The sequence below is a fragment of the Micromonospora sp. WMMD712 genome (assembly GCF_029581295.1).
GTDB lineage: Bacteria > Actinomycetota > Actinomycetes > Mycobacteriales > Micromonosporaceae > Micromonospora > Micromonospora carbonacea.
In genome coordinates, this window is the sequence record NZ_CP120743.1 from 4,083,784 (window position 1) to 4,103,371 (window position 19,588).

13 protein-coding genes are annotated in these 19,588 nt (G+C 74.2%); 5 read left to right on the forward strand and 8 right to left on the reverse strand.

Annotated elements, in window-relative coordinates:
* Positions 1-586 precede the first annotated feature (586 nt).
* The gene (locus tag O7633_RS17585) at positions 587-1,975 is read left to right on the forward strand and encodes an extracellular solute-binding protein (protein ID WP_282328589.1); all 1,389 of its coding nucleotides are present in this window, start codon (positions 587-589) and stop codon (positions 1,973-1,975) included.
* Positions 1,972-3,993 (forward strand): ABC transporter permease subunit, encoded by a 2,022-nt coding sequence (locus O7633_RS17590; protein WP_282323187.1) that lies wholly within the window; start codon positions 1,972-1,974, stop codon positions 3,991-3,993. Before O7633_RS17585 ends, O7633_RS17590 begins: the two co-directional genes overlap by 4 nt.
* 46 nt (positions 3,994-4,039) lie before the next feature.
* Here the strand turns inward: O7633_RS17590 and O7633_RS17595 are convergent, their stop codons facing one another.
* Both O7633_RS17595 and O7633_RS17600 read right to left on the reverse strand, forming a co-directional pair.
* Positions 4,040-4,777, reverse strand: a complete 738-nt coding sequence (locus O7633_RS17595) for a hypothetical protein (protein ID WP_282323188.1) — start codon at positions 4,775-4,777, stop codon at positions 4,040-4,042.
* A 152-nt stretch (positions 4,778-4,929) separates the two neighbouring features.
* On the reverse strand, positions 4,930-5,103 hold the full coding sequence (locus tag O7633_RS17600) for a putative ATP-grasp target RiPP (protein ID WP_178066790.1): 174 nt from the start codon (positions 5,101-5,103) through the stop codon (positions 4,930-4,932).
* Between the two features lie 233 nt (positions 5,104-5,336).
* Between O7633_RS17600 and O7633_RS17605 the strand changes: the two genes are divergently transcribed.
* Positions 5,337-5,957, forward strand: a complete 621-nt coding sequence (locus tag O7633_RS17605) for a helix-turn-helix domain-containing protein (protein ID WP_278130093.1) — start codon at positions 5,337-5,339, stop codon at positions 5,955-5,957.
* Positions 5,958-6,089: 132 nt separating this feature from the next.
* The gene (locus O7633_RS17610; RefSeq protein ID WP_282323189.1) at positions 6,090-7,589 is read left to right on the forward strand and encodes an FAD-dependent monooxygenase; all 1,500 of its coding nucleotides are present in this window, start codon (positions 6,090-6,092) and stop codon (positions 7,587-7,589) included.
* A 55-nt stretch (positions 7,590-7,644) separates the two neighbouring features.
* On the opposite strand, the gene O7633_RS17615 is transcribed toward O7633_RS17610, so the two are convergent.
* From O7633_RS17615 to O7633_RS17630, 4 genes are all read right to left on the reverse strand, one after another.
* A complete protein-coding gene (locus O7633_RS17615) occupies positions 7,645-9,003 on the reverse strand; it encodes a cytochrome P450 (protein ID WP_282323190.1) in 1,359 nt (452 codons plus the stop codon).
* Between the two features lie 95 nt (positions 9,004-9,098).
* Complete coding sequence (locus O7633_RS17620; protein ID WP_282323191.1) at positions 9,099-10,121, reverse strand: hypothetical protein; 1,023 nt, start codon at positions 10,119-10,121, stop codon at positions 9,099-9,101.
* Positions 10,118-12,847, reverse strand: a complete 2,730-nt coding sequence (locus O7633_RS17625; protein ID WP_282328590.1) for a cytochrome P450 — start codon at positions 12,845-12,847, stop codon at positions 10,118-10,120. Before O7633_RS17625 ends, O7633_RS17620 begins: the two co-directional genes overlap by 4 nt.
* A 266-nt stretch (positions 12,848-13,113) precedes the next feature.
* Complete coding sequence (locus O7633_RS17630; RefSeq protein WP_282323192.1) at positions 13,114-18,177, reverse strand: CHAT domain-containing protein; 5,064 nt, start codon at positions 18,175-18,177, stop codon at positions 13,114-13,116.
* A 62-nt stretch (positions 18,178-18,239) separates the two neighbouring features.
* Between O7633_RS17630 and O7633_RS17635 the strand changes: the two genes are divergently transcribed.
* Complete coding sequence (locus O7633_RS17635) at positions 18,240-18,398, forward strand: hypothetical protein (RefSeq protein WP_282323193.1); 159 nt, start codon at positions 18,240-18,242, stop codon at positions 18,396-18,398.
* On the opposite strand, the gene O7633_RS17640 is transcribed toward O7633_RS17635, so the two are convergent.
* Positions 18,372-19,034, reverse strand: a complete 663-nt coding sequence (locus O7633_RS17640) for a hypothetical protein (RefSeq protein ID WP_282323194.1) — start codon at positions 19,032-19,034, stop codon at positions 18,372-18,374. The genes O7633_RS17635 and O7633_RS17640 overlap by 27 nt on opposite strands.
* Positions 19,035-19,138: 104 nt before the next feature.
* Positions 19,139-19,576: a hypothetical protein gene (locus tag O7633_RS17645; protein WP_282323195.1), complete on the reverse strand. Its 438-nt coding sequence runs from the start codon at positions 19,574-19,576 to the stop codon at positions 19,139-19,141.
* Positions 19,577-19,588: the final 12 nt, after the last annotated feature.

Consider the following 19,588-nt stretch of genomic DNA (forward strand, 5'->3'; position numbering starts at 1 on the left):
CGACGTCCTCCCGGGACGCTGGGGGCAGCATGTTATCTGCCTGTTAAGTCCGCGTTGCAGCTCAGTGTTAGCGATCTCATCCGGGGTGTCAAGGCATCGAGGATGCTCGCTCGATGCGTCGCCAGCTCCTTCGACCGACGGGCACAGGGACCCGACGCCCCGAGATCGACAGAATGAACAGCCTCGATGGACGCGACCCGCCAACGGGGCGGCGATCCCGGTCGAGGACATTGATCTTCGATGATGACATTCCTGTTTCCAGAAATCGTTTCAGCTCTAGGCGCGACTTTCCGAAATGGGTAAAGTGAGCGCACCGCCGGGCAGCCGACGTATCGGGCCAGCGGCGCATGTCCCGGGACTGGTCGGGGGAGGGCCGCCGCACACCGGGGCGATTTTCCGATGACTGCGCGGCAGAGACCGGCTGCGACCACCCACCCGACCGGGCAAAGCGCCCCCGCGTGCGGATGGTGGACGCCCAGCGGGAGGCAGCAGACCTCTCGGCCGCCTTCGACGTGCAGTGGCGAGGCAGAGGAGGCGACAGGCCATGGAGGACAACCCGTTACGTACCCGACGCGGCTTTCTGGGAATGGGGGTGGGACTGCTCGGCGCGGCCGGCCTGGCCGCATGCGGGGACACCGGGCCGTCGACGCCCCGGGTGCAGGCCGCGGTCCCGCAGGAGCTGATCGACGCCGCGGCGGAGTTGCGCGGTTCCTCGATGGGGATGCTGTCGCAGAAGCTGTACTCGGAAGCGGCCAACGCGGCGCTCGACAGCTCGATCAAGAACTTCGCCGACGTCACCGGCACGAAGATCGGAAACAGCCTGGTACAGGCCGACGCCGGCGACGCGGTGGCCAAGATCCACGCCGAGGTCGAGGGTGGCGTGGCGCGTGACCTCGCGTTCATGACCGACTCGCGGTTCGTCGCGCAGTTCCAGGCGCTGGGCGACCTGGAGGACGTGACGGACGTCGTCCAGGCGCTGACGGCGAAGTACGGCGAGCCCACCGCCGAGTCCAAGAACTACTGCGTCTTCGACGGCAAGTGGTTCGCGATCCCCTACCACTTCATCGGGATCGGGTCGTTCCTGCGCAAGGACTGGATGCAGGACAAGGGCATCTCCCCCAGGGACGTCTACACCTGGGAGGAGCTGCGGGACCTGTGCCTGGCGATCTCCGATCCGGGCAAGCGGCGGTTCGGCTGGGGCATGACCGTGAACCGGTCCGGTGACGCCAACGGCATGATCGAGGCGGTGATCAACGCGTACGGCGGGGCGATCGCCTCCAACGACGGCCGGAAGGTCACGTTCGACTCGCCCGAGACGGTGCAGGCGGTGACCTTCCTCGGGGACATCTACACCAACCCGAGGTTCAAGCCGATGCTGCCGCCGGGCGTGGCCGCCTGGACCGACTCCAGCAACAACGAGAACTGGCTCGCCGGGATCCTCGGCTACACCCGCAACCAGTTCAGCGTCTACGCGGACGCCAAGACGAAGAAGAACCCCGTCTACGCCAACACCCACGTCTTCGCCGACTGCACCGGGCCGGCCACCGACAACTCCCTGCTGCTCGGCCAGTCCCAGTGCTTCGTGATCTTCAGGGGGGCCAAGAACTCCGCACTCGCCAAGCTCCTGGCGCAGTACCTGGTCACCGCGCCCGCGCTGCTCGGGGTGGCGAAGGAGGCGCCCGGCCTGGCGCTGCCCGCCTGGGACAAGGTCTGGGACGCCGACCCGTTCTTCACCAGCGGTGACCCGGCGTTCCCCGTCATGCGCAAGATCACCCAGCTGAAGCTTCCGCTGGTCACGAAGAACGGCCTGAGCTTCCCGCAGAAGGCCAGCGCGGGCCAGCAGGCCGCCGTCGGCGCCTACGTCCTCACCGACATGATGCAGCAGGTCATCCAGGGCACGCCGGCGGCGCAGGCCGTGCAGGCCGCCCACGCCAAGATGGTGCAGATCTTCACCCAGCAGGGGCTGCCGCAGTGACGTCGACCCGATCGGCACCGGCCCCGGCGGCGGCCCCGCCGCCGGGGGCCGGCTCCCTCACCGCCACCCAGCGACGGCTGGGTCGTGACTGGCGGCTGGCGGCGCTGTTCCTGGCGCCCATGGCCGTGCTGGTCGGCAGCCTCATCCTCGCGCCGATCGCCTGGTCGGTCGTCACCAGCACCACGGAACGGCACGGGCAGGACAGCGTGTTCGTCGGCCTGGCCAACTACGCCGCGCTGGCCGACGATGAGCAGTTCCGCACGGGCGTGCTGAACTCGTTCGTCTTCACCGCCTACGCCGAGGTCTTCAAGGTGGTGCTGGGGCTGTCCGCAGCCCTGTTGCTGCACCGACTGCGCCGTGGACGGGCCGTGCTGGCCGGGCTGCTCCTGTTGCCGTGGGTGGTGCCGACGGTGGTCACGGCGTTCAGTTGGCGCGCGCTGCTCGACCCGATCTTCGGCAGCGTCAACACGCTGCTCACCGACTCGGGGATCGGGCCGCTGCTGGCCAGTGCGCACCTGGTCGACGCCTGGCCGGCGGGCTGGCTGTCCGAGGCGTCGCTGGCCATGCCGTCGGTGATCCTGGTCAACGTGTGGAAGGGCGTGCCGTTCTTCACCGTCGCGTTCCTCGCGGGGTTGAAGGCCATCCCGGCGGACCTCTACGAGGCGGCGACCGTCGACGGCGCGTCGCCGTGGCAGCGGTTCGCCCACGTGACGCTGCCCGGGCTGCGTCACGTGATCACCGTGACGGTGACCCTGTCGTCGATCTGGACGTTCAACAACTTCGACCTCATCTGGTTGCTGACGCAGGGCGGCCCCGGCAACGCGACGGCGCCCTACGTGCTGGTCGCCTACTCGAAGGCGATCCTGCAACTCCAGTACGGTGCCGGGGCGGCGGTCACGCTCGTGATGCTGCCGGTCATCGGCGGACTGGTGTTCGTGCTGGTCCGGCTGTTGCGCCGGGACATCGGCATCGAGCCGCCCCGCCGGGTCCGCGCGGCGCGGACCACCCCACGGGCCCGTACCCTGCCCAAGGCCCTGCCGTGGGCGGTCGCCACGGCGGTCGTCGGCCTGCTGGTCTGGGCGTCGCCACACATCGCCTGGAAGGCGGCCGTGGTCCTCGGGGCGTTCCTGCTGGTCGCGGCGGCGGTCGGCCGGGTGGTCTCGGCGCTCGGGGCCCGGGGGAGCCGGCGGTCGTCGTCGCTGGTGTCCGCCCTGGCGTCCGGCGTCGCCCTGGCCGTGTTGCTCGCCTTCGTCCTGGCCCCGCTGTACTGGATCGCCGTCACGGCGTTCAAGTCCGAGGGGCAGATCGTCATGCGCGTCCACGACCTGTGGCCGACGCCGTGGACCCTCCAGCAGTTCACCGACCTCTTCGCCACCAAGCCCTTCGGCCGCTGGTACCTCAACACGGTGCTCGTGTCCGTGGCGTCCACCGTGGTGGCGCTGGTCTGCGCCGCCCTCGCGGGCTACGCGCTGGCCCGGCTGCGGTTCCGCGGGGCGCAGAGCTTCACCGTCACGGTGCTGATCACCTACGTCATGCCGGGCGCGCTGCTGTTCATCCCGCTCTACCAGCTGCTCATCGGGGTGCGGCTCACCGACTCGTTGTGGTCGCTGGTGGTGACGTACCCGACGTTCACGCTTCCGTTCGCCACCTGGCTGCTGACGGGATACTTCGCGTCGATCCCCGTCGAGTTGGAGGAGGCCGCGCTGGTCGACGGCTGCACCCGGCTCCAGGCGTTCGGCCGGGTGGTGCTGCCCCTGGCCAAGCCGGGACTGCTGGCGGTCGCGCTGTTCACCCTGACCAACGCGTGGAACGAGTTCCTCTTCGCCTTCGTGTTCATCACGAAGGACGAGTACAAGACCCTCCCGGTCGGGATGCAGTCGATGATCACCGGGGACGTGGTGCCGCAGGGGCAGCTCGCCGCGGCGTCGCTGCTCGTCAGCCTCCCCGTGGTGATCATCTATGCCTTCGGGCAGCGCTTCCTGACGGAGGGGCTCACGGCGGGCGCGGTGAAGGGCTGAACCCCGGTGGCGTCGCCGTCGCAGGTGAGGCGGGGCACCGCCCTGGTCAGGCGACCACGGCCACCCCCGACTGGGACTCGCCGAACTCCCAGCCCGCCAGCAGCTTGCGTCGACCGTCGAGGGCCGAGGTGCCGGTCGGCCACTCGTTCGCGCCCAGGTAGCAGGCCCCCGCCGCCCGCGACGAGAACGGCTCCAGGCAGTGCAGGCTCAGGTGGTCACGCAGCTCCGGCGGCTCGATTGCGGCCAGCGCCTCCGCCCAGCCCGGCTCGACCCGCCGCCACCCCTCGTCGCCGAACGGGACCAGCGCCGGCAGGCGGTGCGTGAACGTCGCCATCCGCACGGCGTCGTGGAGGGTGCCGTCCGTGGCCAGGCGCAGCAGCGGCGAGATGCGGTAGCTCAGCCGCCCCGCCGACTCGGCCGTCAGGTCGACGCCGTGGCGGGCGAGCAGCACGCCCAGGTCGGCGCCGCGGACGAGCAGGTCGGGGTCGGCCGCCCGCGCGTCGGCGAGGAACGCCGCCGGCAGCACGTCTTCGGCCCACTCGATCGCGAACAGCGAGCCGGCCAGGTCGAACTCCCAGGCCAGATCCGCGTGGTCGTCGTCGAGGAAGCAGGCGTCGACGTCCGGCAGCGCGACCGGGGCGGACGACGCGAGGGCAGCCGGCGTGAGCCAGGAGGCCGGGAGCAGGAACTCGTCGAGGGTGTCGCCGCCGTAGTAGGCGTCGTAGGAGCCGGCGGGAAAGTCGGACCGCCCGAGCAGGGCGGCGAACGCGAGCGTCAGGTCCACGCCACGCAGTCTGCACCAGGGGTACGACTCCGGCGCGGCGGCCACCTGCCGGCCCGGACCGCCCCGGGCGGCGGGCGGACCGACACCTCCGCCGGCCCCGGTCCGCCGCCACCGGTCGGCCCCGGACAGGGCGGGCCGGTGGCGGCGACTGATCAGAAGTCGCTGTCGGTGTCGTTCCGGCCCCCGTTGGGGATGTCGTCGATGGTCTTCGACGAACCGCCGGCGTCCCGCCTCGGCAGGCCGCCCAGCATCCGGGCGAGCTGCTCGTCGGCCAGCTCCACGCCGTCGGCCGGGATGGTGTCGATCCGCACGGTCCTACGCCTCATGTCGTACCCCTTCTCACCCTGACTGACCGTCCGGCCGCACGACCGGACGCCTAGCAGTGTGTGCCGTCGGGTGCCGCGTACGGACCGGGGTTCTCCCTGGTCCGGGACCCCAGTCTTGGCCGGCGGCCGGGCGGCTCCCGACCAGGGGACGCGCCGGGCGGGCGCGGCACCGGCGACCATTTTTGCGTGACACGCATTATTGCGTTCCACGCAACTAGTGCTAGGGTGGGGGCATGACGGGGTTGCGGGAGCGCAAGAAGGCCGAGACGCGGGCGGCGCTCGGCTGGGCAGCGATCCACCTCACCGCCGAGCGCGGCTACGACAACGTCCGCGTCGAGGACATCGCCGAGGCGGCCGGTGTCTCCCCGCGCACCTTCAACAACTACTTCTCCAGCAAGGCGGAGGCGATCGCCTCCCGCCACCTCGACCGCAGCCTGCGCACCGCCGCCGCGCTACGCGAACGCCCCGCCGACGAGCCGCTCTGGGCGGCGCTCACCGCGGCGGCGCTGGAACAGTTCACGCCCGGCCCCGAGGTCGAGGCGATGCCGTCCCCCGCCCATGCGCAGTGGGTGGCCGGCGTACGGACCATGCTCGCCGAGCCCGCGCTCCAGGGCGAGCGGCTGCGCGCCGCCGCGATCGCCGAGGCCGGGCTGGCCGCCGCGGTCGCCGAGCGCACCGGCACCGACCTCACCACCGACATGTACCCACGGCTCGTCGCGGCCGCCGCCAGCGCCGCCGTCGCCGTCGCCATGCAGCACTACCTCGACAGCGCCGACCCGCCCGCCCCGATCGAGCGCCTCATCACCGACGCCTTCGCCCAGGTCGCCGCCGGCCTCCCGACGCCGCCCCGCTGAAGCCCGGCCCCGCCCGAGCCACAGTCCCACCCCGTCCCACCCACGCCTGCGCCGCGTCACACCTCCGCGGCGGGCCGGCACTGCGCCGCGCCCGTCGTGGCGACGACGCGCACCCCCGAAGGGACCACGATCATGATTGACGTCCTCATCGCCGGAGCCGGCCCCAACGGCCTCATGCTCGCCTGCGAACTGGCCCTCGCCGGCCTCCGCCCCGTCGTCCTCGAACGCCGTGACACGCTCGGGGGCGAGCCCCGCGCCAACGGCCTCGTCGGCCAGGTCGTCCGCCTGCTCGACCGGCGTGGCCTCTACGCCCGGCTCACCGGCGGGAACACCCCGCCGGCCCCGCAGCCGGCCTTCACCTTCGGCGCGTTCCCGCTGGACCTCACGGTGCTCGCCGACAACCCGCACTACGTGCTCGGCGTGCCGCAGGCCCAGCTCCAGGCCACCCTGGCCGCCCGGGCCGCCGAGCTCGGGGTCGAACTGCGCCACGGCCACGACGTCGTCGACCTCCGCCAACGGCCCGACGCGGTCGAGGTCCACCTTGCCGACGGTACGCAGCTCACCGCCCGGTTCCTCGTCGGCGCCGACGGCGGCCGCAGCACGGTGCGCCGTCTCGTCGGCATCGACTTCCCCGGCGTCACCGACGACCGGTCGACCTCCCGCACCGCGACCGTGGCCGTCCCCGCGTCCTTTCTCGACCCCGCGACCGGCGGCCTGCGTGTCCCCGGCTACGGCGTCGTGCCGCCGTTCCAGCACACCCGCACCCCGCGCGGCCTGATCGCCTGGGCCCCGTTCCCCGACCGCCCGGCGCTCCTGACCACGACGGAGTGGCCCGACGCGCCGACGGACGACGAGACCCCGATGGACCTGGCGGAGCTGCGCGCCAGCGTCGCCCGGGTGCTCGGCGCGGACGTCCCCTTCGGCCCTGCCGAGGGCCCCGGCCTGCTGCGGCGGCTGACCGGTCGCAACACCCGGATCGCCGCCCGCTACCGCGCCGACCGGGTGCTCCTGCTCGGCGACGCCGCGCACGTGCACCCCGCCATCGGCGGTCCCGGCCTCAACCTGGGCCTCCAGGACGCCGTCAACCTGGGCTGGAAGCTCGCCGCCACGGTCCTCGGCTGGGCACCGCCGGGCCTGCTCGACACGTACGAGACCGAGCGTCGGCCGGTCGCCGAGCGGGTCGTCATGTCCACCCAGGCGCAGTCGGCGCTCACCGGCCCCGGCGACGAGATCACCGGCCTGCGGCAACTCTTCGCCGAGCTGCTCCGCATGCCGGAGGTGACCGGGCACATCGCGGCGCTGATGTCCGGCGCGGACACCCGCTACCCCGCCGACCCGGCCGACCCGCTGGCCGGCCGCTACGCCCCCGACGTGGTCGTGCTCGGCGCGCACGGGCCGACCCGCCTCGCCGAGCTGACCCACGCCGCCCGGCCGCTGCTGCTGGACTCCACGGGGGCCTACGCGGAGACCGCCGCCGGGTGGCGCGACCGGGTCGACGTGGTCACCGGCCCGCTTAGGGGCACGACCGCGACCGCGCTGCTCGTGCGCCCCGACTGCTTCGTCGCCTGGTCCGCCGGCGACGCCGGCACGCTGCGCGCCGCGCTCGCCCGGCACTTCGGCCCGCCACGATGACCATCGCCGCCCGGGTCGCCCGGGAAGAGGCTCTGCGGCAGGCCCGCGCCGACCGTCACCACGGCTTCCGCGGCTGCACGACCATCGGCAGGCGCTCAAGATGAACGATGCTGCTCACCACCGTCCTCGCCCGGAAGCCGTCGGGCAACGCGAGGCGGCATCCGCCCACGATCGCGGCGAGGGTGGTCTTCATCTGGTTCCAGGCGAACCTGTCGCCGAGGCACTGCCGGTTGCCCAGGCTGAAGGGCACGAACGCCCGCCGCATGGCCGGGGTCGCCGCCCCGTCGAGCCACCGACGCGGGTCGAACCGCAACGGGTCGGGGAACACGGTGGGGTCCCGGTGCATGGCCGCCGGACTGTAGATCACCTCACCGCCCGCCGGGATGTCGACGCCCCCGACGGTCACGGGACGGACGGCCCGCCGCATCAGCATCCACAACGGATGGTGGAGGCGGAGAGCCTCGTGGACCACGGCGTCGGTGAGGCGCAGCCGGGGCAGGTCGTCGACCTCGATGACGCGCCCCTGCGCGCCGAGGACCTCGGCGACCTCCCGCTCCAGCCCGTCGCGCAGCTCGGGATTCCGGGCGACCTCGTACAACGCCCAGGCGAGCACGGTGGCCGGGGTCTCGATCGCGGAGATCAACAGGGTCATGACGTGGTCCCGGATCTCGGTGTCCGACATCGTGACCCCGGTCCGGGCGTCCCGGGCGCGGACGAGCATCGACACGAAGTCGCCGAGGTCACCGTGGATCTCGCGGTGGGCCGCCACGAGCCGGTCGCACGCGCCGCGCACCCGGGCGCAGGCCGCGTCGTAGCGGCGGTTCACCGGGACGGGCACGCGGGCGAAGGCGTCGGGCATGAGGGTACGCACGCCGAGCCCCCGTACGAGAGTGGGCAGTTCGTCGCGGGCGGCCTGGACCACCTGCCGGGCCTGCGGCGCGCGGAACATCGTCCGGCCGATGATCTCGCTGTGCAGATCGTGCATCGCGCGCTCGATGTTGACGGTGCCGTGGGTCGGCCAGGCGGCGATCTGCTCCCGGGTCACGTCGTGGATGACCGCGGTGTACCGCCCGACCTCGGCGGAGCCGAAGGCCGGCTGCACCATGCGACGCTGCCGGTGGTGTTCGGCGCCCTCCGCGGTGTACAGCCCCTCGCCGACGTACGGCCGGGCCTTGTCGAAGATACGGCCCCGGTCGAAGTGCCTGCCCTGCTCCACCAGGACGGCGTGCACCAACTCCGGCGCGTTGAGCACCAGGAACCGGCGGGCGCCGAATCGGACCCAGCACGCGTCGCCGACCGCCCGCAGGCCCGTGACGTAGCCGAGGCGGTCACGTCGCAGCAGCGACAGGGAGTGCCCGAGCAGCGGCAGCCCGCCGGGAGCGTCGGGGGCCTCGCGGGACAACGGCATGGCCATGGGGGTCCAATCGTCGGTGGGTGTGGTGTGCCACGCGCTCGTCCACGACGGGTGGACGCGTCGCGTGGGTGCCGGCGGGCCGGCTCGCGGTCCGCCTACGTGTCGGGGAGGAGGTCCTCGACGTAGGGGGCGACCCGGCCCGCGCCGGGGGACCCGGCGTCGGCGAAGCGGATGGTGTCGGTGCGGTCCCAGGTCTCCATGCTCGCGGCCCAGGACTGCTGGTCCCGCACGCAACGCATGACGGCCCCCTGGTCCGCTGCGGGGACGCCCAGCTCGTCCATGGCCGCCGGAAGGCTCCTGGTCGCGGCGAGGAGGTCGGCCACCCGGCCGGCGACCCGGGCCGCTACCGCGTCGACGGCCCGCTGCGTGCCGAGCCCCAGGTGACGGTCCAGGACCGTGACGAGGTTCATCGGGTCGCCCCTCTCCATGTGCCACGAGTGGATGTCGTTGACCCAGCACATGACGTCCGCGGTGCCGAGCACCAACGTCTGGTACTGCGGCGAGAGGTAGAGCCGCTCCGGCACCTCGGCGCCCTCCACCAGCTCCACGAGATCGAGGGTGGGCAGCACGGTCGACGCGTCCCGCCGCAGCAGGACGTACTCGTCCGGGCCGGGCACGGTGCCGCCGGTGCGGTGGGCGTTCTCCCGCAGGTGGCCGTCGAGCCACCGTTCGAGGTGCCGCCGGAACCGGGCGACCCAGTGGCCGGGACGGCCCGGCAGCGAGCGGCGCAGGAGGTCGCGCAGCGCGACCACGAGGGGATGGCGGTCGTGTGCCGTGGGCCGGACGTCGCCGCCGACGATCCGCCGCATGCTGGCCACGAGTTCCTCGTACCGGTCGGCCCGGCCGGTCGCGCACGCGACGTTCTGCTGGTCGTCGGTGACGAAGAAGAGGCTGTTCCAGTCGGTGACCAGGGACAGCCCGTCGAACGGGGCGTACGGGCAGAGCGTCGACATGAGCCGGCCGTAGCCCAGCGCGCGGAACGCGGCGACCGCCTCCGGCGAGCGCAGCAGACCACAGCGGCGCGCCCACGACTCCGTCGACTCCTGCGCCCGGCCCGACCAGGGATGGACGGCCCGCGCGAAGGGCAGGCTCAGGTCCGCGGTGCGGTAGGTGTTCATCGCGGCCCGGCCGGGGTGGGCCGTTCGCCGCCGCCCCGCAGGTGGACGGTCATCGGCAGCTCGCTGGGACGCACGAGGGCGCTGGCGACCTCACGCACGGCTGCGCCCGGCACCGGTCGCAGCGTCCAGCGACTGAAGATCACCGCCGTGATCATGACGAGTTCGGAGATCGCGAACTGCCGGCCGATGCACTGGAAGGAGCCGGCCGCGAACGGGATGTAGGCCCCCTTGGGGATCTGCCGCGCGTTCGCCGGGAGCCACCTGTCCGGATCGAACCGGGCCGGGTCGGGAAACCAGCGGTCGTCGTGGTGCAGCAGGTACGGGCTGTAGACGAGTTCCGCGCCGGGCGGGATGGTCGACCGGCCCACCCTGGCCGTGGTCACCGTGCGGCGGGAGAAGAGCAGGGGCGTGTGCAGCCGCAGCACCTCGTCGACGACCCGGCCGGTGTACTCCAGCGCGGGCAGGTCGTCGTGCTCCGGCGTCCGGCCGCCGAGCACCTCGTCGAGTTCGGCGCAGACCCGGCCGGTGACCTCGGCGCTGCGGCCGATCTCGTACAGCAGCCAGGCCAGCGTCGCTCCGGGAGCCTCCACGCCGGTCAACGCCAGCGTCGCCACCTGGGCGTGCACCTCCTGGTCGGACAGGCCGACGCCGCCCTCGTCACGTGTCATGAGCAGCGCGGAAAGCACATCGCCCCGGTCCTCGCCGGCCTCGCGGTAGGCGGTGACGACCTGGCCGACGGCCCGGTTCATCCGGGCCATCGCACGCCGGAACCGGATGTTGCCGAAGGTGGGTACCCGCTCCCACGCCGCAGGCAGCACGATGCGCCGGAGCAGACCGTGGGTGAGCATCCGCATGCCGTGCTTGACGGCCTCGGCGGTCTCGGCGTCCGGGGTGAACCTGAACAGGCTCCGGGTGAGCGCGGCCAGCGCCAGGTCGTCCATGACCTCGTCGGCGGCCAGCTCCTGGCCGTCACGCCAGGCCGCGGTCGTCTCCTCGGCCACGGTCCGCGTGATCGACGAGTATCCGGCGAGGCGTTCCCGGCTGAACACGGGCTGGAGCAGCCGGCGCAGCCGGCGGTGCTCGACGCCGGACGCCGTCGCGATCCCCTGGCCGAGCCCGGGCTCCAGCCGGTCGAAACAGAGCCCGCGCTCGAAGTCGACGTCCCCCGGCACCAGCACGTCGCGTACGGCGTCGGGGTGGGTGACGACGTAGACGGGGAGCCGGCCGAAGCGCACCCGGACGACGTCCCCGTGCCTGGCCAGGCCGGGCAGGAAGCCCAGCGGTTGCCGGAGCATGGGCACGATGTGGCCGAGGAGCGGCCAGGCTCCGGGCGCCTCCGGGACGTCCTGCGGTGGCGGGGGGTGCTGCGCGCCGACGGGCGCGCCACCGTTGCCGACCATCGTGGTCGCGTCCACCCGGACCGGTGCGGCGCTGTCCCGCAGCAGCCCCTCCCCCGCGTTCTCGACCAGCTCACAGGCGTTCACCCGCCCCGACGAGCCGGCGGTGAACCAGACCCCCGGCCCGCCGCTGTGGTGCACCCGGCTGCGCAGCAGGGTCAGGTGCGCCCCGGGCTGCACCAGGATGCCGGCGCCGCGGGTGGCGCCGACGTCCGACCCGGTCACCGTCGCCGCGCCGTCGAGCTGGAACCCGAGTCCGCAGTCCCGCACCGTCGACTGGTCCACGGTGAGCGTCGCCCCGGCTTCGACCAGGAACCCACCGGTCACGCACCGCTGCACCCGGGTCCCGTGGACCACGGGCCGGGCCTGATCGAGCAGTTGCACGCCGTACTCGCCGGCCCCCTCCACCACGCAGTCCTCGATCAGCGGCGCGGCCGACCCGCCGACCACGATCCCGGCGGGCCCGCCGCGCACGGTCAACCGGCGCAGCACCCCCGTCGCCTCGCCCTGGAACAACAGCGCCCCACCCGGCCCGCCGGCGACCTCGCCCCCGTCGATCAGCGGCGCGGCCGAGCCGGTGACCACGACGGCAGCCGTCCCGGCGTCGACGATCGTGCCGTCGGCGAAGGTGGCGGTGGCCTGCTCGCTCAGCAGCAGGCCGTAGCCGGCGGCGCCACGCACCGCGCAGCGGCGGAACAGCGGGTCGGCGGTCCCGGAGACGACGATCGCGTGCCCACCGACCGCGCGGATCTCGCAGTCCTCCAGCGTGCCCCGTCCGCCGCCGGTCGACAGCACGCCCACGCCGCGGAGATCGACGAGGGCACAGCCGCGCAGGACCGGGTCCGCGCCGTCGGCGATCACCACCCCGTTGCGCGCGCCCCGGACGGTGGTGGCGCTGACCGTGCCGCCACCGCCGTGCTCGAACCGGAAACCGTCGCCGCCCGGGTTGCCCACCTGGCAGTCGCGCAGGTCCACCTGCCCGCCCGGCACGTGGACCGCGACGGAGCCCCGGCCGGTGATCGCGCACCCGGTCGCCCGCAGCGTGCCGCCGACGACCTGCACCGCCGGCCGGGTGGCGGAACCGCCGCGCACCGTGAGCCCGCGAAGCGTCGGCTCTCCCCCGCCGACCAGGACCGCCACCCCGTCCGCACCGTCGATGGTCACCGTTCCCGGGCCGTCCTCGGCCACCACCGTGACGTCTCCGGTGAGGCGCACCTGCTCCCGGTACGTGCCCGGCCGAACAACGATCGTGGCGGTGCGGCCGGCCGCCGCCAGCGCCGCCGAGATGCTCGGCAGGCACCCCGGCTCGGTCCCGGAGACCGACAGCATGTTGGTCACGCTCGTCCATCCTCGTCAGCGGTGGGCACCGGCACCTGCCGGCACGCGGCAGGGGCGCTCCGCGTCGGCCCGTACGGTGGCGGCCCGACGGTGTCCGGGCGCACGACGCCGTCCCTCCCGCTCGGGCCACCCATGCGGTCGGGACCGGACACCCCTGACGACGGCTGCGGTCGCGGATCCTTCAAACGTCCCGGCCGGAACACGCCCGCCGTCGGTGCGCGACGGTCACCGGGCCCGTGCGCACGGACCCCCGTCGATCAATCGCCGAGCCGGGCCCGGACCTCGGCCAGGACGGCGGCGTGCACCGGGTGCATCGCCTGCTGCTCGGACTCCGAGGGCAGGTCACCGGCGGCGGCCCGGCGCAGGGCCGCCACGAGTGGCACCATGTCCGGCACGCCGGCCAGCCCGGCGAGGGTCGCCTCGACGGCCGCCCGGTCCCCCTCCCCTCCGGTGGCCGCCGCGACCACCACGGCGATCTCGTCCTCCAGGTCGGCCACCAGCCGGTCGAACGCGAACAGCTCGGTCAACGGGATGGCGTACGCCGCCCGCACCGCCGCGGCCAGCCGGTCGGTCGCACCGTCCGGCGTGCCGATCACCCGGGTGACCAGGTGCCCGAACCGTACGCCGGGAACGCGTTCGACCTCGGCCACGAGCATCGGCAGGGTGACCGCGAGCCGGGTGCCGTCCGCCTGGTAGAGGTGCAGCGCGGCGTGGCGGAGCGTCAGGGCGGCCGTGTCCCGGTCGCCGACGAGCGCGCAGATGAGCGCCGCCGCGAGCAGGTGGGCCGCCTCCCCGGCCGGCTCGCCCTCCTGGCCGAGCCGCTGGCTGAGCACGACGTGCTGCCGCGCGACCAGCCTCGGGTCGAGGCCGCCGCCGGACAACCGCCGGTACGCCTCGGCCAGCGCCTCGGCAGCCTTCGTCGTCCCGCCGGCCAGCGTCGCGTCGTACGACGCGACCTCGACCGCCAGCGCCGGATCGTCCCCACGCAGCAGCGGCCGGATCTCGTCGAGCTGCGAGCGCGCCTCCGCCGTCCGCCCGAGACCGATCAGGCACCTGACCCGGTCCAGCCGGAGCTCCGCCAGCTCGGCGGCGTCCGCCCCGCGCAGCTCCGCGCTGGCCGCCCGGTCCTCGTGGAAGCCCAGCGCCAGCTCCCAGCGCCCCAGGGCCAGGGCGGCCTGCTGGCCGAGCGTCAGCAGGTTCTCCCGCACGACCGACGGGTTGGCCGGATCCGCCGGGGTGGGCAGGTCCGGCTCCCCCCGCAAGTGCGGCCGCAGCGGTTCCAACGCCGCGAGGACCTCTTCCGGGCGTCCCAGGTCCGCGACGAGTTGCAGCCGGCGGCCGAGGTTGAACCGCTGCCGCCACGGCCCGAATCCGACCCGCCGTTCGTGGGCGATGGCGTCGTCCGCGTACCGCAGGGCGGCCGTGAACTCCTGCCGCACGCGAAGCAGCCCGCTGAGTTCGGCTGCGCGCGTACCGGCCCGCAGCCGGTCCCCCTCGTCGGTCGCCGCCCGCAGATCCCCCTCGGTCAACGCGAACCGCTCGGCCTCCGTGGCGGCCCCGGTCACCTTCGCGTGCCAGGCGATCGTCGCGAGCGCCCGACGGACCACGGCGGCGTCGGCCGGGTTCAGGCCGCTGACGAGGGAGCTCTCGTCGCGTTGGCCGGCGATGATCCGCCGGAACGCGGCGGGCAGCCCCCACCCGTCGGTCCCCCGCTCAAGCGACTGGAGCGTCAGCGCCATCGGGCGGGTCGCGCGCTCCTCGCCGGCCGCCGCCGCGGCGATCAGCGGCATCCGGCTCTCCCACCGCATCAGGTAGCCGGTGGCGTCGTACCCGGCCTCCTCGACGGACGCCTGGGTGTCGGCGAGGAGGCCACGGAACTCCGCCTCGGCGTCGGCGCCGGGGGCGAGCAACGACCGGACGACGTCGAGGAACCGCACGCCGGGCACGCGCTCCACCCTGGCGGCCAGCGCGGCCAGGTCGTCCGGCAGCCAGCTCCGACCGTAGACGTCCAGGTCGCCGGCGACCATCCGCAGCCGGTGGCGCAACGTCTCCGAGCCGACCAGCCGGGTCAGCAGGGCGGCGGCGAGGTGGTGCCCGATTTGCCCTGCCGGATCGACGCCGAGGCCGGCCAAATGGTTGCCGAGCATGCCGTGACCCGCGGCGAGGTCCTCCGCGAGCGGGTGGCGGTAGCCCAGCCGCAGCGCGGTCCGCTCCAGCTCGACCGCTTCACCCAGGTCGCCCTGCTCCGACGCGAGGAGCGCCCGGGTGCCGAAGACCCGGGACAGTCTCAGCTCGTCGCCCTGCTCGTCGAAGACCCGTTGGCAGTAGTCCAGCACCTGCCGTGCCTCGTCGAAGCGTCCGAGCCGGATCAGCGCGCCCGCGTCGTTGAACCAGGCGAAGGCGATCTCCGCCTCGGCCGCGCCGCGCCGCTGGACGCTGTCGAGCTGTTCGCCGTTGTGGTCCAGCGCTACCTGCCAGCGCTCAAGGCTCAGAGCGGCGCTCACCGCGAGGCCCAACGCGGCCTCGCGGACCGCCCAGGGCACGACGCTCTCCGTCGCCCCGGACCCGTCGGGCGGCAACGCACGGATCTCGTCGAGCAGGCCGGTGACCTCGGCCAGGGCCGCCTCGGACCGGCCGGTCTCGTGCAGCACCTGCAACTCGCGCAGCCGGGAACTGGCCTGGGTCCAGGGGCCGTAGCGCTCGCCGAGCCGACGGGCCTGCCCCGCCAGCGCCGCCGCCTCGGTGAGCCGTCCCTGCTGGTGCAGCTGGTTGGCGAGCGCGCCGGCGGCGGCCCCGGCCACGTCGTCGTCCCCGCTCGCCAGCGCCGCGCGCAGCAGCCGTTCCGCCTCGTCCGGATCGAGCGGCTGGTAGGCGAACCCGAGCAGCAGCTCCCGCACCGGTGCGTCGGGGGCGAGCGCCCTGACCAGGGGCAACGCCATCCGCGCGGTACGCGGGCCGGCATCCCGGGCCAGGGCCGCGCTGAGGTTGGCGGCCGCCCTGGCCTGCTGGTCCAACCGAAGCAGGTACGGCACCGCCGAGAGGTGGGCGCCGACCACGACGGAGGTGTCCGCCTCGCCCTGCGCCAGGGCGATCCGCTCCCATGCCTGCGCCAGCACCGTGTCCACCGTGGCGGCGACCTCGGCGTCGGCTCCCGCCCGGGCCACCTGGGCCACCACCGGATGCAGCTCGTAGCGGTCTCCCCGCAGGTGCGTCAGCGCGGCCTGGGCGAGCGCGGCGACGGGTGGCGGCGTCTCGGGCCGCCCCAGCGCGGCGCGCACCTCGGGCCAGGCGTGGTCGAGCACGCTGGGAAAGCGGTGCGCCGGCTCCGCGACGGCGAGGATCTGGAGCAGCAGCCGGGCGTCCGGGTCGAGCCGTTCGATCGCCTGCCGGGTCCACCCGTCCAGGGTCTCGTCGATGCCGGTCCGGAGCAGGTCGGGCAGCGTCGCCGGGTCGCCGGCCGCGGCGTCGGCGAGTTCCAGCAGTCGGGGGTGGCCGCCGGCCGCGGCCTGCACCGCGGCCACCAGGGCCCGGTCCCGCCTGTCGTCCGCCGCGGCCGGCCCGTCGATGTGCAGCAGGCGGCGCAGGCGCGGAAGCTGTCGGACGAGGGCGTCGGCCTCACCGCCGCTGAGCAGGCCGACCTCCAGGTGCCGCAGCCGCGGGCCGGCGGGCGCGGCCGGCGGGACCCGGCTGGTCACCACCAGCCGGGTGGGGCCGGTCCGGGCCGCGACCGCGGCCAGCAGGTCCGCCCAGCGCGGGTCGTGCCACTGGCCCTCCTCGCTCAGCAGCGACTCGGCGTTGTCGAGCACCAGCAGGGTGGACCGGCGGTCGGCCCGGTCGAGCAGCGCGCCGAGATCGGCGCCGCCTTCGGGCACGTCCCCGAGCGCACGTTCGACCGCCTCGACGAACGCGGCCGGGCCGTCCGAGAGGCCCGCGTCCCGTTCCGGGGCGGCCCAGAAGGCCATCGCCCCGAACTCGTCCCGGTGCCGGTGCGCCAGCTCCACCGCGCAGGTGGTCTTGCCGACGGCCGCCATCCCGGTCAGGACCAGGATCGGCACGCCGCTGCCGGGCCGCAGCACCTCGGCGGCGGCCGTCATCAGCCCGTCCCGACCGACGAACCGCTCCGGCTCGGGCGGGATCAGGCCGGTGCTCGCCGGGCGCGACGGACCGGCCGGCGGCAGGTCCAGGACCATGTCGTCCGGGCCGATCAGCACCGGCGCTGCCAGGGACAGGGCCGGTCGGGACGCCGCCGCGTCCGGGCCCGCCGCCGCCCGCACGGCACGCGCCGCCGCGGCCCCCGCCTCCAGCCCCTCGTCGATCAACCCCTGGTAGAAGGCGGCGGCCAGGTCGCCGGCGAAGTCGTCGGTGACCGGGTAGCGCATCGCCAGCACGGTGCATTCGAGTTCCTGCGCCAGCAGCGCCCCCAGGCCGGCGGGGCCGAAGGAATCAGCGGGGCCGGCGGGGCCGGCGGAGTCGGACGGCGGGTCGGACGGCGGGTCGGGCAACGCGTCGGGCGGCGCGTCGGGCGGCGCCAGCGCCGACTCGCACGCCGAGAGGAAGGCCAGCCGGAGCCGGTCCCGGGCCGGGCGCGCCAGCTCCACCAGCTCCCCGGCGCCGATCTCGTCGGGCCGGCCGTCCGGCCCCTCCAGCAGGATCCGGCCCTGACGACCGTGCCCGGAGAGGTGCAGCAGGTCGGGACCGCCGTCGCGGGCCATGGCGTCGGCCAGCGCGGCGCGGGTCACGCCCCACTGCATGACCTCCAGCTCGATCGAGCGGTCCAGCCCACGGATCAGGCTGGTGAGACGCTGCCGCTCGGAGCGCAGCCGCAGCGCGGTCGTCCCGGTGGGAAGGCTGAACACGGCGAGCATCCGGACCGGACCGGTGGGCGGCGTCCTGCGCCGGGCCCCGGTGGTCACGAAGGAGACCCGAAGCCGTTCGTGCCAGGCCAGTGGGACACCGTCCAGCTCGGCCAGCTCCAGCGGCAGGGCGGTCAGGAACGGCGCGTCGCCCACGTGGATCCGCAGCCGCGCCGGGTCGACGCCGCGCAGCGCCGCGAGCACGTCGACGCCGAGCACCTCCCGCCCGACGAACTCGCCGAGCCGGGCCACCAGCTCGGCCTCGCTGGCCACCCGCCGGTCCGGCTCGGCGCGCCAGGACAGGTACGCGTCCAGGTCGGTGAGCGCCGTCACCTCCCACCGGTCCGGGTTCAGCCGCACGGTGTGCTCGGCGAGGCGGGTTCCGGTCGCGGCGTCGGTCAGCACCCACCGCCACCGCCAGCGGCCGGTCACCTCGGTGGCGGTCAGGGCGAGGTCTCGGATCGGCATGAGCGGTGCCTCCCGTCGGCGCGCCGGTTGTCTGCCGCACCGGGCGTGTCCACAATGGCATGATGAGCAGCAGGGAGCCCACCCGCGAATGGCCTCCGGAGCAGGACGAACGGTGCCCGATCTGCAAGGTCGCGCCGGAGGCCGAGCACCTGTCCCGGTGCCGCTTCACCGGCGTCTGGCGGGAGCGTCCGGAGTCAGGCCCCCGGCGCGCCACCCGCTGACGGGGGCGGCGGCACCGGCGGGTCGGGCGGTGCCACCCGGCGGGCCAGGGCGGCGGGCCAGCGCGCGTACCAGGGGCGGCCGGGCTCGACCAGCCACCAGCGCGTCAGCCAGAGGGGCCGCCACCAGCCGAGCAGGATCGCCAGGGCCTCGGCGGCGCAGCCGAGCCCGAGCACGCCGATCGCCAGCCAGCGGACCGGGGTCAGGGCCGTCGCCTTGGCCGGCACCAGAAGCACCATCGTGCCGAGCAGCAGCAGCAGGACGCCGAGGTTGTACTGCCGGCGGGCGCTCCCGATCCAGAACCGCCAGGCCGCCCGGTGCCGCTCCAACTCCCGGAACACTGCCTGCCGCCGCTGCGGGTCGTCGGCGTCCGGGTACCACGCCAGCGCGTCGCCCGGGGTGACGGCGTAGCCGCGCGCCCGGGCGTTGCACTGGACCACCCGCAGCATCAGGACGGTGGCCGCGCCGAGAAGCAGGAGCGAGAGGCTCGGCCAGCGCAGGGCCGCCTCGATCTGGAGGACCAGGCCGAGCAGGGTGACGGCTGCGGCGGCCAGCAGCGGCGCGGCGATCCCACCGAGCCCCTCGGCCGCGGTGTAGGCCCCGTACGGGTTGGGGGGAGTCGCGCTCTCCGGATCCATGACGGCCATGGTGGCAGCCGGGCGCTCCCGTGGCCGGACGGGCCGCGCGAGCCCGCGCCCCGGGTTCACCGGACCCGGGCGGTGGAGGATCCACGACCGAAGCGCTAGACGTACGCCTGCTGGAAGGCGCGGCAGAAGCCCTCTTCGGTCACCATGCCGTTGCCGCCACCACCGACGGAGTAGCCCTGCTGCGACAGGGTCCGGATCGGATCGAGCACCTCCCTCATGAAGTGCCGGGTCCACTCGCTGACCTCCTGTCTGTCGTGCAGGGAGAGCGGGGCCAGGATGGCCAGGCTCCCGCCGGGCCACCTGAGCGCGCCCCAGAAGACGCGGTAGAGCCCCACGCGGCTCACGATCAGGCCGTCGGCTCTGACCTCGTGGTCCTCGGCGAGGCGGGGCGCGACCGTCACCAGGTCGCCGACGATCCGCCCGAGATCGCCGGAGCCCTGCACGGTGATCACGAGGCCGACCGCCCCGACGATGCGGTGCAGGGTCTCCACGGGCGTGCCCTTGGCCTGCTGCGACAGTTCGAGTGGAAACATGGGGTGGTCCTC

Bases quoted from the DNA above. Each gene is read 5' to 3' on its own strand.
- O7633_RS17585 (WP_282328589.1), top strand. From the start codon at position 587: ATGGGGGTGGGACTGCTCGGCGCGGCCGGCCTGGCCGCATGCGGGGAC.
- O7633_RS17600 (WP_178066790.1), bottom strand. From the start codon at position 5,103: ATGAGGCGTAGGACCGTGCGGATCGACACCATCCCGGCCGACGGCGTG.
- O7633_RS17605 (WP_278130093.1), top strand. From the start codon at position 5,337: ATGACGGGGTTGCGGGAGCGCAAGAAGGCCGAGACGCGGGCGGCGCTC.
- O7633_RS17610 (WP_282323189.1), top strand. From the start codon at position 6,090: ATGATTGACGTCCTCATCGCCGGAGCCGGCCCCAACGGCCTCATGCTC.
- O7633_RS17615 (WP_282323190.1), bottom strand. From the start codon at position 9,003: ATGGCCATGCCGTTGTCCCGCGAGGCCCCCGACGCTCCCGGCGGGCTG.
- O7633_RS17620 (WP_282323191.1), bottom strand. From the start codon at position 10,121: ATGAACACCTACCGCACCGCGGACCTGAGCCTGCCCTTCGCGCGGGCC.
- O7633_RS17625 (WP_282328590.1), bottom strand. From the start codon at position 12,847: ATGCTGTCGGTCTCCGGGACCGAGCCGGGGTGCCTGCCGAGCATCTCG.
- O7633_RS17630 (WP_282323192.1), bottom strand. From the start codon at position 18,177: ATGCCGATCCGAGACCTCGCCCTGACCGCCACCGAGGTGACCGGCCGC.
- O7633_RS17635 (WP_282323193.1), top strand. From the start codon at position 18,240: ATGAGCAGCAGGGAGCCCACCCGCGAATGGCCTCCGGAGCAGGACGAA.
- O7633_RS17640 (WP_282323194.1), bottom strand. From the start codon at position 19,034: ATGGATCCGGAGAGCGCGACTCCCCCCAACCCGTACGGGGCCTACACC.
- O7633_RS17645 (WP_282323195.1), bottom strand. From the start codon at position 19,576: ATGTTTCCACTCGAACTGTCGCAGCAGGCCAAGGGCACGCCCGTGGAG.